We start from the raw sequence: 16,367 nt of genomic DNA, 5'->3' as shown, positions 1-16,367 counted from the left end.
CATCAAATCTAGCACTTCCCGCGCGGGCCGGCAGCCTCTACGTCTATCGCCAGCCAAGCCCTTGGAGACGGCCATGAACAAGACAATCGACGATCTGGCGAACCGCTGGCTGAGACGAAAGCCGGACGGTCTCAGCGCCCTGGAGAACCGGGTGCTGCAGTCGACGCTCGAGCGCACAACGATCTCCAGGGACACCAACAAGGCCGTCGCCTTCCACCAGACCTTTGGCGACCGCCTTGCCGATAGCATCGCCCGCATTGGCGGTTCCTGGTCGTTCATCCTTGGCTTCATTGCCTTCCTGATCGTCTGGACATCAGCCAATGCCTGGCTTCTGGCGCGCGACGCCTTCGACCCCTACCCGTTCATCTTCCTCAATCTCGTCCTGTCCATGGTCGCGGCGCTGCAGGCGCCGGTGATCATGATGGCGCAGAACCGCCAGACCGAGCGCGACCGCATCGATGCCGCCCACGACTACGAGGTCAATCTGAAGGCCGAGATCGAGATCATGGCGCTGCATGAAAAGCTGGACGAAATGCGCCACGGCCAGATCATCGGCATGCGCGACGAGATCGTGCGGCTGACCGAACTGGTCAAGCGGATCGACGAGAGGCTGTCGCAGCAATCGCCGTCATGAGCGACGCGATCCATCATTTCATCGAACAATACGGGCTGATCGCCGTTTTTCTGGGCTGTGTCGCCGAGGGCGAGAGTGCCGCCATACTCGGCGGCTTCTTCGCCCATCAGCATATCTTCGTCCTCTGGCAGACTGTCGTCGTGGCAGCGCTTGGGGCCTTCGCCGGCGACACCTGCTTCTTCATCCTGGGGAGAAGTTTCGCGGACCATCGCTATGTCGTCGGGTTGCGCAAGCGGCCCGGCTTCCGCCGCGCCTATCGTCTGCTCAACACCCATCCCAACATCTTCGTGCTGTCGAACCGCTACGTCTATGGCATGCGCCTGGTCGGTGGCATCGCGGCCGGCCTGTCGAACATCGCAGCACCCCGCTTCATCGTCTTGAACGCCATTTCCTCGGCGGTCTGGGCGGTGCTGTTCAGCACCATCGGCTATGTCTTCGGGTTGGGCGCCGAGCATTTCATCGGCCAGGCGCTGCTTCGCCATGAGCGGATATTGGTGGGCCTGGCTATCGGCCTGGCCGTGGCCGTACTCGCCTGGCTCATCGCCCGCCATTTCGCCCGAAAGGAACGTGCCAGGGAAAACTGACCGCCGGCCGGCGGTCGAAAGCTCAGATCGGCAGCCCGACGATACGCTCGATGATCGCGATGCCCCAGACGCCGGCGACGATCGCCACGGAGATCAGTACCGCCAGCGAACCGCAGTCCTTGGCCAGCTGGATGTCGACATTGAATTCGCGGCTAAAGGCATCGCAGGCCGCTTCGATGCCGGTGTTCAGCACCTCGACCATGATCAGGAGCAGCACCGCGCCGATCAGCAGCGCGTAGCCGCGCCACGACACCGAAACGAACCAGCCGATCGGAAGGGCAAGGGCGAGCAGCGCCAGCTCCTGCTGGAAAGCTTTTTCAGTTGCAGCCAGCTTGCGGAACGCCCGCAGCGAGTTGAAATAAGCGTCGATCAGCCGCTGCATGCCAAACCCCTTTGCGAATCACCGGCACGGGATAAAGCAATGGCCCGATCAATGGAATAAGCTGGCTCGCCCAAAATTCATTCGTCGGCGACCTTCACCGATGGGGTCGACTTCTCGAATTGAGGCAGCGCGTCGTCGATCGAATAATAATCGCCCTTGTCACCCACGAATATGTGGCATTGGCCCTTGAGGCCTGTCGGTTCATCGAACGATCCCGCCAGAACCGAAACATAGGCGTCGTCCCGCGGTTTCCAGAAAAGCAGCGATCCGCATGTCTTGCAAAAACCGCGCCCGGCGAAGGCGGACGCCTCATACCAGGTGATGTTGTCGGCGCCGTCGATATCGATATTGGCGTCCGGGACATTGGTTGCGGCATAGAAATGTCCACTCTGCTTGCGACATTGCGAGCAATGGCAATAGATGACGCCGCGCAACGGCCCTCGTGTCCTGAAGCGAACCGCTCCGCAGAGACACGATCCCGTATGATTTTCACTCATCGCACCATCCCAAAAGAAATCGCTGCTGACAGGATCCCAGCTTTTCGGTGGCTGCGCGCAAGAAAATGCGACATGCATTTGGCGCGCTCGGGAATTGTTTGTTCACGGATGAAGGCGTGTAAAGCCGGAATCAGCGAAAAACAGGCCGGATTCAGCGGATTAAGGAAACTTTAGCGCTGCTGCATCTATGATCCTCGCAAGCGAAAGTCGTGAGTGGGGACGCGCCTTCTTCGCAAGATGGACTGGAATGGCCAGCGTTCCCCAGGTCGGCGACATTGGATGCCTGCGAATGCCGCAGCGTGTTCCCGGGGAAGAGTGAACAGAACATGCAGCCGGCAGCCGCCCAGAGCGAACGAAGCACCGATATTGCGAGCACTGTCCTGGCCACAATGCGCCAGCTCGGCGTGCTCGGCCTGCCACGCAATTACGAGATCTTCTACGAGGCCTTGAGCGGATCCAATCGCGAGCTCAGCCTTGCCGTCGTGTCGCTGAGCGGCCGACCGACACAGGACGACCTCGACCGGATCGGACGCGCCTTCTTTGCCCAGAACCATGGCTCCGGCATCGTCGAGCACGCCAGGGAAGTCATCGCCAATGAACTTGAGGACATCGCTTCGCTGCTGAGGAGCGAGCGCAGCCACATCGAGAAATACGGCAGGATCCTCAACGAAACGTCGAGCGGACTCGGCAGAAACAGCCTGCTGTCGCCGGATGTTCTGCAGAAGATCGTCAACGCCATGGCGGTCGCCACCAATTCGACGATCGATCATGGCCGGCAAGTTGCCTCGACGCTCAGCGACAAGACCGCGGAACTGGAAAGCGTCAAGTCGAAGCTCGAGGAATACAAGCGCCTGGCCGACACCGACCCCCTCACGCAAATCTGGAACCGTCGCGCCTTCGACAAGGAAATCACCAGGATCTACAACAGCAACAAAGGCATCCTGTTCAACGCATTGATCCTCGCCGACATCGATCGGTTCAAGGACATCAACGACAGGTACGGCCATCCCGTCGGCGACAAGATCCTCCAGATCATCGCCGATATATTCCAGACCAGCATTCGCGCCGACATGTTCGTCGCCCGCACCGGCGGCGAGGAATTCGCGCTGATCGTCGAGGGCGCAAGCGAGGACGCCACCTACGAAATCGCCGAACGCATTCGCGCGCTGATCGAGCAGTCGCCTTTCACCAGCAGCCAGACCGGCATGAATTACGGCACCGTCACCGTCTCGATGGGCATCTGCATGGCATCCGAAGCCGAGGGCCCTGAAGACCTCTACAGCAAGGCAGACCGGGCGCTTTACCGCTCAAAGGTCAGCGGACGTAACCGCGTGACCAGGCATTCGACGATGGCGGGCCGCGCCGGCAAGAGCTGGCTGCTCTACAAGCAAGACTGATTTTTCGGCAGGAAGCGCTTTTCCTGTGAACTGCTTTGGACGGGGGTCAGCCGTTGGCGACCTGCTTGTGTTGCACCGGGTGGCTTTTCTTGAGCAGGTCCGACACCAGGAACGCCAGTTCGATGGCCTGGTCGGCATTGAGGCGCGGGTCGCAATGGGTGTGATAGCGGTCCTGCAATTCCTCGGCGGTGATGGCGCGGGCACCGCCAGTGCATTCAGTCACGTTCTTGCCGGTCATCTCGACATGGATGCCGCCCGGATGCGTGCCTTCGGCGCGGTGCACCTCGAAGAACGTCTGCACCTCCTTCAGGATGCGGTCGAACGGCCGCGTCTTGTAGCCGGCCGCCTCGATCGTGTTGCCATGCATCGGGTCTGACGACCAGACGACGCTACGGCCTTCCTTCTGCACCGCCCGCACCAGCTTCGGCAGATGCTCGGCGACCTTGTCGGAACCGAAGCGCGCGATCAGCGTCAGCCTGCCTGGCTCGTTCTCGGGGTTGAGCAGGTCGATCAGTTCCAGCAAGCCGTCCGGCGTCAGCGACGGGCCGCATTTCAGGCCGAGCGGGTTCTTGATGCCGCGGCAATATTCGACATGCGCATGGTCGGGCTGGCGGGTGCGGTCACCGATCCAGATCATGTGGCCAGACGTCGCGTACCAGTCGCCGGAGGTCGAATCGACACGCGTCAGCGCTTCCTCATAGCCGAGCAGCAGCGCCTCGTGGCTGGTATAGAAATCAGTCTCGCGCAGCGCGAAATTGGTTTCGGAGGTGATGCCGACCGCGCGCATGAAATCCATCGTCTCGGTGATGCGGTTGGCAAGCGACTCGTATTTTTCGGCCTGCGGGCTGTCGGAGACGAAGCCGAGCATCCAGCGATGCACATTCTCCAGGCTGGCGTAGCCGCCCTGCGCGAAGGCGCGCAAAAGATTGAGCGTTGCCGCCGACTGACGGTACGCCATTTCCTGGCGGGCAGGATCGGGAATGCGCGACTTGAGGTCGAATTCGATGCCATTGATGATGTCGCCGCGATAGCTCGGCAGCGTCACCTCGCCCTTGGTCTCGTTGTCGGACGAGCGTGGCTTGGCGAACTGGCCCGCAACGCGGCCGATCTTCACCACCGGCTGCGCACCGGCGAAGGTCAGCACCACCGACATTTGCAGGAAGACGCGGAAGAAGTCGCGGATGTTGTCCGCGCCATGTTCGGCAAAGCTCTCGGCGCAGTCGCCGCCCTGGAGCAGGAACGCCTCGCCGGCGGCAACGCTGGCCAGTTGCTTCTTCAGCTTGCGCGCCTCGCCGGCAAAAACCAGCGGCGGAAAGGTGGCGAGCTGGGCCTCCGTGTTCTTCAGCGCGGCAAGGTCCGGATAAGCAGGGACCTGCTTGATCGGCTTTGCCCTCCACGAATTCGGCGACCATTTCGTCATCGCTGCACCCAACGCTCTTTCCGGCGAGCACCCTCGCCCGCCATTTCCAGCCCCCTATGTGGGGTGGCGGCTCCATACACGAAGCCGATTTCCTATTCTAGACCGGAATTTCAGCGCTGGCGAATGGTGCGGACCGGCTACGCCGCCTTCTCCACCAGCCGCGCCAGTTGCGTCATGACGACAGCCGATCCGGCCAAACGCTTTTCCGCCGTTGGCCAGTCGCGGGTGAAGACGACGCTTTGGTCGGGTCGGATCTTGGCCAGCGAGCCCTGCTCGCCGATGAACTTGACCAATCCGACCGGGTTGGGGAATTCGCGCTTGCGGAAATGGATGACGACGCCCTTCGGCCCGGCGTCGAGCTTCTCGACATTGGCCTTGCGGCAGAGCGCCTTGATGAAGACGATCTTGAGGAGATGCTTCACCTCCTCCGGCATCGGGCCGAAACGGTCGATCAGCTCGGCGCCGAAAGCATCGATTTCCTCGGTGCTCTCGAGGTCGCCGAGACGCCGATAGAGCGCCAGCCTGAGCTGCAGGTCCGGCACATAGCTCTCCGGGATCATCACCGCCGTGCCGACGGCGATCTGCGGCGACCAGCCGCCATCCAGCACCTCGCCGGAATCCTTCACCTCCGCGACCGCCTCCTCCAGCATCTGCTGGTAGAGCTCGAAGCCGACTTCCTTGATGTGGCCGGACTGCTCTTCGCCGAGCAGATTGCCTGCGCCTCTGATATCGAGATCGTGGCTGGCGAGCTGGAAGCCGGCGCCCAGCGTGTCGAGCGACTGCAGCACTTTCAGTCGACGTTCGGCGGTGTCGGTCAGCTTGCGGTTGGCCGGCAGTGTGAACAGTGCGTAGGCGCGCACCTTCGAGCGCCCGACACGGCCGCGCAACTGATAGAGCTGCGACAGGCCGAACATGTCGGCGCGATGAACGATCAGCGTGTTGGCGGTCGGGATGTCGAGGCCGGATTCGACGATGGTGGTCGACAAGAGAACGTCGTACTGGCCGTCGTAGAAGGCGTTCATGATGTCGTCGAGTTCGCCCGGCGGCATCTGGCCATGGGCCACCGCCACCTTCAGTTCCGGCACGGATTGGTTCAGGAAATCATGGATTTCCGCCAGATCGCTGATGCGCGGCACGACATAGAAGGAATGGCCGCCGCGATAACGCTCGCGCAACAACGTCTCGCGAATGACCAGCGGATCGAAGGGCGAGATGAAGGTGCGCACCGCCATGCGGTCGACCGGCGGCGTGGCGATCAGCGACAGTTCGCGCACGCCGGTCAATGCCAGTTGCAGCGTGCGCGGGATAGGCGTCGCCGACAGCGTCAGCACGTGGACGTCGGTCTTCAGGTCCTTCAGCCGTTCCTTGTGCTTGACGCCAAAATGCTGCTCTTCATCGATGATCAGGAGGCCGAGATTCTTGAACGAGATCGCGCTGCCGAGCAGCGCGTGGGTGCCGACCACGATATCCACCGTCCCTTCGGCAATGCCCTTCTTGGTCTCTGCCAGATCCTTTGCGCCGACCAGCCGCGATGCCTGGGCGACGCGGATCGGCAGGCCGGAAAAGCGCTGCGAGAAGGTCTTGAAATGCTGGCGGGACAACAGGGTTGTCGGCACGACGACCGCCACCTGGAACCCTTCCATCGCCGCGATGAAGGCGGCGCGCAGCGCCACCTCGGTCTTGCCGAAACCGACATCGCCGCAGATCAGCCGGTCCATCGGCTTGCCGGCCGCCAGATCGTCCCTGACGGAATCGATCGCCGTCTGCTGGTCATCGGTCTCCTCATAGGGGAAGCGCGCGGCGAACTCGCCATAGAGGCCTTCCGCCGGCACCAGCGGGGGTGCAGCGCGCATCTGCCGTTCGGCGGCGATGCGGATCAACTGCCCGGCCATGTCGAGCAGGCGTTTCTTCAGCCGCGCCTTGCGCGATTGCCAGGCGCCGCCGCCGAGTTTGTCTAGTGTCGCCTCGGCTGTATCGGAGCCGTAGCGCGACAGGAGCTCGATGTTTTCCACCGGCAGGAACAGCCGGTCGTCGCCGGCATAGTGGATTTCCAGGCAATCATGCGGCGCCCCGACGGCTTCGATTGTGCGCAGGCCGATGAAGCGGCCAATGCCGTGGTCGGCATGGACGACGATGTCGCCAGCCGACAGGGCCGAGGCTTCGGCAATGAAGTCGGACGCGCGCTTCTTGCGCTTGGAGCGCCGGATCAGCCGGTCGCCCAAAATGTCCTGTTCGGCGACGACGACCAGTCTTTCGGTCTCGAAACCGGATTCCAGCGGCAGCACGGCCAACGCCGCCTGCCCCGGCTCGAGTTTCTCCGCCTCCGCCAAGGTCGCCACCGGCGCAAGATTGCCCAGACGATGTTCGGCGAGAATTTGGCCGAGCCGGTCGAGCGAGCCCTCGGTCCAGCCGGCGACAATGACGCGGCGGCGTGCCGCGCGTTCGTCGGCGATGTGCTTCACCGCCACGTCGAAGACATTGACGTTGGGGTCGGCGCGCTCTTCCGCGAAGCTGCGGCCATGGCGCGAGCCGGCGTGGAAGACCTTTCTCGCTCCCGCATCCGGTGCGTCGAAGGCGGTGAAGTCGATCGCTTCGCGCGGTCCGAGAGAAGCGACGAGATTTTCCGGCGAGAGGTAAAGCAGGTCCGGCGCCACCGGCTTGTAGGGCACCGCGTCCTTCAGCGCACCTTCGGCCTGCTTTTTGCGCGCCTCGTAGTGATCGAGGATCAGCGTGTGGCGTTCGGCAAGCGCTTCATGCGCCAGATGGTCGAAAACGACAGGCGTGTCCGGCAGATAGTCGAACACGGTCTCCAACCGCTCGTAGAAGAACGGCAGCCAATGTTCCATGCCCGCGAAGCGCCGACCTTCGCTGACCGCGGCGTAAAGCCCATCGTCACGCGACGGCGCGCCGAACGCTTCGATATAGGCGCGGCGGAAGCGGCTGATCGTCTCCGGCGTCAGCGCCACCTCGCTCATCGCCTGGAGCGCCATGGACTTGCGCTGCCCGGTGGTGCGCTGCGTGGCCACGTCGAAGACGCGGATCGATTCCAGCGTATCGCCGAAGAAATCCAGCCTCAGCGCCTCGGCCCAGCCGGGTGCGAAAAGGTCGAGGATGCCGCCGCGCACGGCGAACTCGCCGATGCCGCGCACCGTCGGCACCCGCTCGAAGCCCGATGTCTCCAGCCGCGACACCAGCGCGTTCATATCGACCTGGTTGCCAGGTTTGGCGTGGAAGGTCTGCGCCTCGATGAGATCCGCGGGCGGAATGCGCTGGAGCAGCGCATTGGCGGTGGTGAGAATGACGGCGCGATGCGGCTTCCTCGCCAGCGCGATCATGGCGGCGAGCGCGTCGAGCCGCCGGGCGGCCGCATCCGAGCCGGGCGAGACGCGGTCATAGGGCAGGCAGTCCCAGGCGGGCAGTTCCAGCACGGGCAGGCCGGGAGCGGCAAAGGCCAGCGCCTCTGTGATTGCCGGCAGGCGCTGCCCGTCGCGCGCCACGAACAGCACCGGCTTGTCGGGCGCGATCTCGTGCGCCGCCTGCACCAGCGCGAAGGCTTCATAGCCGTCGGCGACGCCGTCGACGATGAACTGGCCGGCACGGCCTTTCGGCAAGCCGATGGTGGGAATGAGGCTCATGGAAGCGTTCTTCAAAAGGTCATTGTCCGGCGTGAAGCCATGATTTTTTGCAGGACCGCACAATCAATTTCGGCGGAAACAGGACGTTCGCCGGTGATCAAGGGCAGGAACTCGGTGTCGGGAATATCGAGGAGCTTTTCATATTGGTCGATTTCATCGCCGGTCAAGGCGCCGATCTCAGCATCGGCGAAGGTGCCGAGGATAAGGTCCATCTCGCGCATGCCGCGGTGCCAGGAGCGGAACAAGAGCTTGCGGCGGCGGGCGTCGAGCCCCTCGCTTGATCGTTTCGTTCCCGTCATTGTGCCGCATCCTCGCTTGCTGCGGCGCATATAGCGTGGATAGAAGGGGCTGTCAGCCTTGCGCTGCAGCCGTCGCGACATAAGCTGACATCATGCGTCCTTCCATCCTTGACCCGCTTTTCGTCCCGATCACGTCGCTCGCCGGTGTCGGGCCGAAGGTCGGCGCGCTGATCGAAAAAGTCGTCGCGGCCGATCTCGGCGACCGAGCGGCGCGCGCCGGCGATCTTCTGTTCGTGCTGCCGCATACCGTCATCGACCGCCGCAACCGGCCGGGCATTGCCGGCTCGGCCGAAGGCGCCATCGTCACGCTCGACCTGCGCATCGACCGCCACCAGCCGCCGCCGCGCGGCAACAGGTCGGTGCCTTACCGGGTCTACGCCCATGACGATACCGGCGAAGTGGCGCTGACCTTCTTCCACGCCCATGCTGCCTATCTGGAAAAATCGATGCCTGTGGGCGAGCATGTCGTGGTCTCCGGACGCATGGAATGGTTCAACGGGCGCCCGACCATGGTCCACCCGGATCATATCGCCTTGGCCGGCGACGCCGAAAACCTGCCGCTGGTCGAGCCGGTCTATCCGCTCACGGCGGGGCTGTCCGCCAAGGTGCTGCGCCGCGCCATCGGCCAGGCGCTCGGCCGTCTGCCGGAACTGCCTGAGTGGCAGGATGGCGCTTTCATGCGCCGCCAGAGTTTCCCGTCTTTCGGTGACGCGCTGGCCCGCATCCATCATCCCGCGGACCCGATCGATGTCGCCATCGAAGGCGCCGCATGGCGGCGCCTTGCCTATGACGAGTTGCTGGCGGGCCAGGTGTCGCTCGCCCTGGTCCGGTCGAGGGTCCGCAGGCTGTCCGGCCGGCCGCTCACCGGCGACAGCCAGATCGTCGACAAGCTGCGCGCGGCCCTGCCCTACACATTGACCGCGTCCCAGGAATTCGCGCTCGCCGAAATCAATGCAGACCTCGCCGACCCCGAGCGCATGCTGCGCCTCCTGCAAGGCGACGTCGGCTCCGGCAAGACGGTCGTTGCGCTCCTGGCCATGGCGCGTGCCGTCGAGGCTGGCGGCCAGGCTGCCCTGATGGCGCCGACAGAGATCCTGGCGCGCCAGCACCTGGCGACGATCGCCCCTTTGGCGGAACGGGCAGGCATGCGCACGGCCATCCTCACCGGTCGCGAAAAGGGCCGCGAACGCACCGAAACGCTGGCGGGACTGGCCGGCGGCGAGATCGACATCGTCATCGGCACGCACGCGCTGTTCCAGGAAACGGTGGCGTTCCACGATCTTGTCCTTGCCGTCGTGGACGAGCAGCATCGCTTCGGCGTTCACCAGCGGCTTGCCATCACCGCCAAGGGCGACGCGCCAGACATGCTGGTGATGACGGCAACCCCCATTCCGCGCACGCTGGTGCTGACCGCCTTCGGCGACATGGACGTCTCCAAGCTGACGGAAAAGCCGGCCGGCCGGCAGCCGATCCGCACCGTCACGCTGCCGCTTGAGCGGCTGGACGAACTCGTCGATCGCATGGTGGAAGCGGTGGCCGGCGGCCAGAAAATCTACTGGATATGCCCGCTTGTGGAAGAATCCGAAGAGATAAAGCTGATGTCGGCCGAGGACCGCTTTGCTTCCCTGAAGCCGCTGTTCGGCGACCGGATCGGCCTCGTCCATGGCCGCATGAAGGGCGCCGAGAAGGACGAAGCGATGCGCGCCTTCAAGCAGGGCGAGACACGTATCCTGATTGCCACAACCGTCATCGAGGTCGGCGTCGACGTGCCGGACGCGACCATCATGGTCGTCGAACACGCCGAACGTTTCGGCCTCGCCCAGCTGCACCAGTTGCGCGGCCGCGTCGGGCGCGGCGACAAGCCTTCGTCCTGTGTATTGCTCTACAAGGATCCGCTCGGCGAAACGGCCAAGCGGCGCCTGTCGGTGATGCGCGAGACCGAGGATGGCTTCGTGATCGCCGAGGAGGACCTGAAGCTGCGCGGCGAAGGCGAATTGCTTGGCACCCGTCAGTCCGGCACGCCGGGCTTCCAGGTCGCGCGCATCGAGGCGCATGCGGACCTGCTCGAAGCGGCCCGCGATGACGCAAGACTGATCCTGTCGCGTGATCCGGACCTGCAGACCGAGCGCGGCGAAGCGCTGCGCCTGCTGCTCTACTTGTTCGGCCGCGACGAGGCGGTGCGGCTCCTGCGGGCGGGATAAGGCCCGAGCGGCGGATTGGCCAGGGTGCCCGTGATCGGCTCGCCATTCAGCATCACCAGCTTCGTTTTCACCTCCGGCGCCACCAGCCCGGCCGAGACGATCAGCTTGGCGCCATCCTCGATCGTCATGTCGAGCAGCACGATGTCCGATTTCGGCACATACATCAGGAAGCCCGTCGTCGGATTGGGCGTACAAGGCATGAAGACAGCGGTCAGCGGATCGCCTTCCTGGTCAAGCTTCTGGTTGATCTCGGTTTCCTTCTCGCTGGCCACGAACACCAGCGACCACACCCCCTTGCGCGGATATTCGACCAAGCCGACCTGGCGGAACATGTCACCTTTGTTCGACAGCACGGTTTCGAAAATCTGCTTCAGCGAGCGATAGATGCCCCGCACCAGCGGCATTCGGCCAAGCAGGCGCTCGCCGAAATTGACGATGGCGCGGCCGACGATATTGGCGGTCATGAACCCGATCAGCGTGATCAGGACAAGCGCCACGATCAGCCCGAACCCCGGAACCGGGAACGGCAGATAGGTATCGGGACTGTAGCGTGCCGGAATATAGGGTTTGACCCAGGAATCCACCCAACCGATGAAGGACCACGCGATATAGGCGGTGATCGCCAGCGGCGCGCAGACGACGAAGCCTGTGAGGAAATAGTTCCTCAGCCGGGTCATGCCGGAGGTCTTGAGAGCATCTGACATGGTTCACCGGGGCGCGAGTTGCAGCGCAAACATTAGTGAACCGGAAGGCGCTTTGGAACTGCGAAGTTTTTAAAGCACCTGTTTAAAAAACGCCTACTCCACCGTCACCGATTTCGCCAGATTGCGCGGCTGGTCGACGTCGGTGCCCATGAAAACGGCGGCGAAATAGGCCAGCATCTGGATCGGCAGCGCGTAGATGATCGGCGAGATGATTTCCGGCACGTCCGGAAGGATGATCGTCTCCATCGTCTTCACGCTCGCCTGCGCGGCGCCCTTGGCGTCGGTGATCAGGATGATCTTGCCGCCGCGCGCCGCCACTTCCTGCATGTTGGACACCGTCTTCTCGAAGATGCGGTCATGCGGTGCGATGACGATGACCGGCATGTTCTCGTCGATAAGCGCGATCGGGCCATGCTTCAACTCGCCCGCGGCATAGCCCTCGGCGTGGATGTAGGAGATCTCCTTGAGCTTCAGCGCGCCTTCCATGGCGAGCGGGAAATTGGTGTCGCGTCCGAGATAGAGCACGTCCTTGTAGCGCGACAGGTCCCGCGCGATCCGTTCGATCTGCTCTTCGAGTTTGAGCACCTGGTTGGCATAGCGCGGCGCCTCGGAAAGCGCCCGCACCAGCGACTTTTCCTCGTCCCGCGAAATCGTGCCGCGCGCCACGCCCGCCCGGACGGCTAGCGAGGCCAGCACCGACAACTGGCAGGTGAAGGCCTTGGTCGAGGCGACACCGATCTCCGGCCCGGCCAGCGTCGGCAAGATGACGTCGGATTCGCGCGCCATGGTCGATTCCCGCACGTTGACGACGGCGCCGATCTTCATGCCGGCCTTGCGGCAATAGCGCAGCGAGGCCAGCGTGTCGGCGGTCTCGCCCGATTGCGAGATGAAGAAGGCGGCGTCGTTCTTCGACAGCGGCATTTCGCGGTAGCGAAATTCGGAGGCGACATCGATGTCGACCGGGAGCCGAGCGTAGCGCTCGAACCAGTATTTGCTGATCAGTCCGGCGAGATAGGCGGTACCGCAGGCCGAAATCGCCAGCCGGTTAATCGTAGCAAAGTCGAACGGCAGGTCGAGCGGCTTGGAGACGCCGGAAACAAAATCGACATAATGCGCCAGCGTGTGCGAGATCACCTCCGGCTGCTCATGGATTTCCTTCTCCATGAAGTGGCGGCGATTGCCCTTGTCGACCATGAAGCTGGTCGAGAGCGACTGCTGGCGCTTGCGGTCGACCTTTTCGCCGTCAATGTCGAAGATGGCGACACCGCTGCGGCGCACCACCGCCCAGTCGCCGTCTTCCAGATAGGTGATCGAATTGGTGAACGGGGCAAGCGCGATGGCGTCGGAGCCCAGGAACATCTCGCCGTCGCCATGGCCGACCGCCAGCGGCGGGCCGTTGCGGGCGCCGACGATGAGGTCCTCGTCGCCCGTGAACATGATCGCCAGCGCAAAGGCGCCTTCCAGCCGCTTGAGCGCCTTGTGCGCGGCATCGACCGGCTTCAAGCCTTTGGCGACTTCCCGCGCCACCAGATGCGCGACGACCTCGGTGTCGGTCTGCGACGAGAAGGAATAGCCGTCGCGGATCAGTTCGTCGCGCAGCTCGGCGAAATTTTCGATGATGCCGTTGTGGACGATGGCGACGCCATTGGAAAAATGCGGATGCGCGTTGGTCTCGTTCGGCACGCCATGCGTGGCCCAGCGGGTGTGACCGATGCCGATCGTGCCGTCGAGCGGCTCGTCCTTCAGCCTGCGCTCGAGATTGACCAGCTTGCCTTCGGCGCGGCGGCGGCCAAGCGCCCCCTTCTCTATGGTGGCGACGCCGGCCGAATCGTAGCCTCGATATTCAAGCCGCTTCAGCGCATCGACGATGAGCGGCGCAACCTGCGAATGGCCGACAATTCCAACGATACCGCACATGCAGACAGTCCCCAATCCCCGGCAGAACCCGGCGCTATCTACGGATTGCCGGGCTCTCGCGAAAGTTACTTTGCGTTTCGTTCCGTGTAATGGGAACAGTCTCGTACGCATGCATCATGACACAGCGCACTTGCAATCCAGTTACTGCAATCGTTCAGTTTTTGAAGACCGGTTTTACCTCTTTTTGGCAACCGCGGCCGACGCGAAGCGCTCGCGCAATTCCTTGCCTTTGCCGGGGATCGTCTTCTGGCGGGCACGCCCGAAGGCCAGCGCATCGTCGGGCACGCTTTCGGTGATGACGCTGCCCGAGGCGATATAGCCGCCCTTGCCAATGGTGACCGGCGCGACAAGCGAGGAATTCGATCCGACAAAGGCGCCCTCGCCGATATCGGTGAAGTGCTTCAGATAGCCGTCATAATTGCAGGTGATCGTGCCGGCGCCGATGTTGGCCCCGGCGCCCACCCGCGCGTCGCCGATATAGGTCAAATGGTTGACCTTGGCGCCCTCCTCGATGACGGCCTGCTTGACCTCGCAGAAATTGCCGACCTTGGCTTTCTGTTTGAGATCGGCGCCCGGCCGCAGCCGCGCGAAGGGGCCGACATCGCAATGAGCGGCGACGATGGCGCCTTCGATATGGCTGAAGGCGTGAATCCTGGCGCCGCTTGCAATCTTCACACCCGGCCCGAACCAGACGTTCGGCTCGACAATAGTATCGGCGCCGATCTCGGTGTCGTGCGAGAAATACACCGTTTCTGGTGCGATCAGCGTCACGCCCGAAAGCATCGCTTCCTGCCGGCGGCGTGCCTGCCAGATGCCTTCGGCCTGCGCCAGCTCGGCGCGGTTGTTGATGCCGAGCGCATTCTCGAAGCTGGCTTCGGTGGCGACGACATCGAGGCCCTGGTTGCTGGCAAGCTCGACGATATCGGTGAGATAGTATTCGCCCTTGGCGTTCCTGTTGCCGACGGCGTCGAGCAGTTTCATCGCCTGGCTGCCGGCAATCGCCATCAGCCCGCCATTGCAGAAGGTGATCTTCTTCTCCTCGTCGGAGCAGTCCTTTTCCTCGCGGATGGCGACGAGCTTGCCACCTTTTTCGATCAGGCGGCCATAGCCGGTGGGGTTCGCCGTGCGGAAGCCGATGACCACGACGGCAGCACCTTGCGCCAGCTTCAGGCGCGCGGCCGTGAGGGCGTCCGGATCGATCAGCGGCGTATCGCCGAACATGACGAGGATATCGTCGTAACCTTTTGATATAGCAGCGCGCGCGGCAAGCACCGCATGCGCAGTGCCGAGGCGCTTTTCCTGCACGAAAGCCTCTACCTCCGGCGCGAATTTCTGCGCCGCCTTGCGCATCTCCTCGGCGCCGTGGCCGATCACCAGCGCAAGGTCGCCGGCGCCCGCTGCCTCGGCCGCCTTGACCACATGCGCGACCATCGGCAGCCCGGCGATCTGGTGCAGCACCTTGGGCAGCGCGCTCTTCATGCGCGTGCCTTCGCCGGCGGCGAGGATGACGGATAGGCATGTTCTCTGGTTCATGGAAGGACAACCATAGGAAAAGCGTTGGGAATCAAATCATGCTAGCAGTGGGCGCCATGCTGCACCAATGCGGTTAAATTCCGGTGAGATGGTGAGCAGCCGACTCTTAATCAGCGGGTCACAGGTTCAATCTTGTGCGCACCCGATACCGACAGCCTTATCCCAGCCGGCCCAGCAGCGGAAAATTCTCCAGCAGCCAATACGACACGGCCTGCACCCCGCCGGTGAGGAAAAACACGCCGGCGACGACCAGCAATGCGCCGATCGCCTTCTCGACGCGGCCGAGATGGACGCGGAATTTGCCGAGGAAACGCATGAAGGCGCCGGAAAACAGTGCCGCGATCAGGAATGGGATACCGAGGCCGAGCGAATAGGCGGCGAGTAGCAATGCGCCTTCGCCCACTGTCTCGCGGCCGCCGGCCAGCGTCAGGATCGGCCCCAGCACCGGGCCGATGCACGGCGTCCAGCCGAAGGCGAAGGCCAGTCCCATGACATAGGCCGCAACCGCGCTTGCCGGTTTGCCCTGCGACTGGAAACGCGCCTCGCGCGACAAAAGCGGAATACGCAGGATACCGAGGAAATTCAGCCCCATCAGGATGATCAGCACGCCGGCGCCCATTGCCAGCGGCTCCTGCCAGACGCGCAGAAGGCGGCCGATGGTCGAGGCGCCGGCGCCCAGCGCGACGAACACGGTCGAGAAGCCGAGCACGAATGCAATCGAGGAATAAAGCAGCGCGGTGCGGGCGCCGGCTTTGGCTGCCGCTCCGGCATTACCGCGAAAATCGTCGACCGACACGCCGGCCATGTAGCAGAGATAGGGCGGCACGAGCGGCAGCACGCAAGGCGACAGGAACGAGATCGCCCCTGCCCCGACCGCGCTGACATAGCCTATATCGAGTGCCATTCCAGAACTCCGACTTTACGGCGCCGATATAGCGACGCCCGGGGCCCTCTGCCAATCACCATTGTGTTGGCATGCCCGGGAATAAACGTCGGTGCCTGCGCGTTGATCGAGCGAGGCCGCGATTGCCGCGCATCCTCGGATCAGCAGGGAGATTTCGATGAAAACCGCGACACTAGGGTTGGCCGCGCTTTTGCTCAGCACCGCCGCGTCTTTCGCAGCAGAGGCCTGGAAGGAGGCCGAGGTCGACGGCACCAAGATCT

Annotated in this window: 13 protein-coding genes; 4 read left to right on the top strand and 9 right to left on the bottom strand. The window is 63.3% G+C overall.

What is annotated here, in order from left to right:
• Positions 1–73 precede the first annotated feature (73 nt).
• Together FJ426_RS09745 and FJ426_RS09740 are read left to right on the top strand one after the other, a co-directional pair.
• Positions 74–634 (top strand): DUF1003 domain-containing protein, encoded by a 561-nt coding sequence (locus tag FJ426_RS09745; RefSeq protein ID WP_140498947.1) that lies wholly within the window; start codon positions 74–76, stop codon positions 632–634.
• Entirely contained in the window at positions 631–1,218 is a 588-nt protein-coding gene (locus tag FJ426_RS09740) for a DedA family protein (RefSeq protein WP_140498949.1), read from the top strand. The genes FJ426_RS09745 and FJ426_RS09740 overlap by 4 nt, the downstream gene beginning before the upstream one ends.
• 22 nt (positions 1,219–1,240) lie before the next feature.
• Here the strand turns inward: FJ426_RS09740 and FJ426_RS09735 are convergent, their stop codons facing one another.
• Both FJ426_RS09735 and FJ426_RS09730 read right to left on the bottom strand, forming a co-directional pair.
• Positions 1,241–1,600, bottom strand: a complete 360-nt coding sequence (locus FJ426_RS09735; RefSeq protein WP_140557810.1) for a diacylglycerol kinase — start codon at positions 1,598–1,600, stop codon at positions 1,241–1,243.
• A gap of 77 nt (positions 1,601–1,677) precedes the next feature.
• Positions 1,678–2,097, bottom strand: coding sequence for a GFA family protein (locus FJ426_RS09730; protein WP_140560904.1), 420 nt, complete (start codon positions 2,095–2,097; stop codon positions 1,678–1,680).
• 326 nt (positions 2,098–2,423) lie between these two features.
• Between FJ426_RS09730 and FJ426_RS09725 the strand changes: the two genes are divergently transcribed.
• Positions 2,424–3,494: a diguanylate cyclase gene (locus tag FJ426_RS09725; RefSeq protein WP_140560903.1), complete on the top strand. Its 1,071-nt coding sequence runs from the start codon at positions 2,424–2,426 to the stop codon at positions 3,492–3,494.
• A 46-nt stretch (positions 3,495–3,540) separates the two neighbouring features.
• Here the strand turns inward: FJ426_RS09725 and FJ426_RS09720 are convergent, their stop codons facing one another.
• The 3 genes from FJ426_RS09720 to FJ426_RS09710 form a co-directional block, all read right to left on the bottom strand.
• Complete coding sequence (locus FJ426_RS09720) at positions 3,541–4,914, bottom strand: 3-deoxy-7-phosphoheptulonate synthase class II (protein WP_140515265.1); 1,374 nt, start codon at positions 4,912–4,914, stop codon at positions 3,541–3,543.
• Between the two features lie 137 nt (positions 4,915–5,051).
• Positions 5,052–8,549 carry a transcription-repair coupling factor gene (gene mfd / locus FJ426_RS09715; protein ID WP_140560902.1) on the bottom strand — a complete coding sequence of 1,166 codons (3,498 nt, stop codon included), beginning with the start codon at positions 8,547–8,549 and terminating at the stop codon, positions 5,052–5,054.
• Positions 8,550–8,560: 11 nt separating this feature from the next.
• A complete protein-coding gene (locus FJ426_RS09710; protein ID WP_140560962.1) occupies positions 8,561–8,848 on the bottom strand; it encodes a succinate dehydrogenase assembly factor 2 in 288 nt (95 codons plus the stop codon).
• 92 nt (positions 8,849–8,940) lie between these two features.
• On the opposite strand from FJ426_RS09710, the gene recG reads away from it, so the two are divergent.
• A complete protein-coding gene (gene recG / locus FJ426_RS09705) occupies positions 8,941–11,049 on the top strand; it encodes an ATP-dependent DNA helicase RecG (protein WP_140560901.1) in 2,109 nt (702 codons plus the stop codon).
• Here the strand turns inward: recG and FJ426_RS09700 are convergent.
• The 4 genes from FJ426_RS09700 to FJ426_RS09685 form a co-directional block, all read right to left on the bottom strand.
• Positions 11,001–11,753 carry a DUF502 domain-containing protein gene (locus FJ426_RS09700; protein WP_140557815.1) on the bottom strand — a complete coding sequence of 251 codons (753 nt, stop codon included), beginning with the start codon at positions 11,751–11,753 and terminating at the stop codon, positions 11,001–11,003. The two genes, recG and FJ426_RS09700, sit on opposite strands and share 49 nt — an antisense overlap.
• Positions 11,754–11,846: 93 nt before the next feature.
• Positions 11,847–13,670, bottom strand: coding sequence for a glutamine--fructose-6-phosphate transaminase (isomerizing) (glmS, locus tag FJ426_RS09695; RefSeq protein ID WP_140560900.1), 1,824 nt, complete (start codon positions 13,668–13,670; stop codon positions 11,847–11,849).
• 174 nt (positions 13,671–13,844) lie between these two features.
• Positions 13,845–15,203 carry a bifunctional UDP-N-acetylglucosamine diphosphorylase/glucosamine-1-phosphate N-acetyltransferase GlmU gene (gene glmU, locus FJ426_RS09690; RefSeq protein ID WP_140674514.1) on the bottom strand — a complete coding sequence of 453 codons (1,359 nt, stop codon included), beginning with the start codon at positions 15,201–15,203 and terminating at the stop codon, positions 13,845–13,847.
• Positions 15,204–15,360: 157 nt separating this feature from the next.
• The gene (locus tag FJ426_RS09685) at positions 15,361–16,107 is read right to left on the bottom strand and encodes a cytochrome c biogenesis CcdA family protein (protein WP_140625060.1); all 747 of its coding nucleotides are present in this window, start codon (positions 16,105–16,107) and stop codon (positions 15,361–15,363) included.
• Between the last annotated feature and the right edge of the window lie 260 nt (positions 16,108–16,367).

Source organism: Mesorhizobium sp. B2-6-4, from assembly GCF_006441495.1.
GTDB lineage: Bacteria > Pseudomonadota > Alphaproteobacteria > Rhizobiales > Rhizobiaceae > Mesorhizobium.
The sequence above is the reverse complement of the archived record's forward strand: the minus strand, read 5'-3'. Positions and strand labels throughout refer to the sequence as shown.

Excerpts from the sequence above, each read along its gene's own strand:
- FJ426_RS09745 (WP_140498947.1), top strand. The coding sequence starts at position 74 with ATGAACAAGACAATCGACGATCTGGCGAACCGCTGGCTGAGACGAAAG.
- FJ426_RS09740 (WP_140498949.1), top strand. The coding sequence starts at position 631 with ATGAGCGACGCGATCCATCATTTCATCGAACAATACGGGCTGATCGCC.
- FJ426_RS09735 (WP_140557810.1), bottom strand. The coding sequence starts at position 1,600 with ATGCAGCGGCTGATCGACGCTTATTTCAACTCGCTGCGGGCGTTCCGC.
- FJ426_RS09730 (WP_140560904.1), bottom strand. The coding sequence starts at position 2,097 with ATGAGTGAAAATCATACGGGATCGTGTCTCTGCGGAGCGGTTCGCTTC.
- FJ426_RS09725 (WP_140560903.1), top strand. The coding sequence starts at position 2,424 with ATGCAGCCGGCAGCCGCCCAGAGCGAACGAAGCACCGATATTGCGAGC.
- FJ426_RS09720 (WP_140515265.1), bottom strand. The coding sequence starts at position 4,914 with ATGACGAAATGGTCGCCGAATTCGTGGAGGGCAAAGCCGATCAAGCAG.
- mfd (WP_140560902.1), bottom strand. The coding sequence starts at position 8,549 with ATGAGCCTCATTCCCACCATCGGCTTGCCGAAAGGCCGTGCCGGCCAG.
- FJ426_RS09710 (WP_140560962.1), bottom strand. The coding sequence starts at position 8,848 with ATGACGGGAACGAAACGATCAAGCGAGGGGCTCGACGCCCGCCGCCGC.
- recG (WP_140560901.1), top strand. The coding sequence starts at position 8,941 with ATGCGTCCTTCCATCCTTGACCCGCTTTTCGTCCCGATCACGTCGCTC.
- FJ426_RS09700 (WP_140557815.1), bottom strand. The coding sequence starts at position 11,753 with ATGTCAGATGCTCTCAAGACCTCCGGCATGACCCGGCTGAGGAACTAT.
- glmS (WP_140560900.1), bottom strand. The coding sequence starts at position 13,670 with ATGTGCGGTATCGTTGGAATTGTCGGCCATTCGCAGGTTGCGCCGCTC.
- glmU (WP_140674514.1), bottom strand. The coding sequence starts at position 15,203 with ATGAACCAGAGAACATGCCTATCCGTCATCCTCGCCGCCGGCGAAGGC.
- FJ426_RS09685 (WP_140625060.1), bottom strand. The coding sequence starts at position 16,107 with ATGGCACTCGATATAGGCTATGTCAGCGCGGTCGGGGCAGGGGCGATC.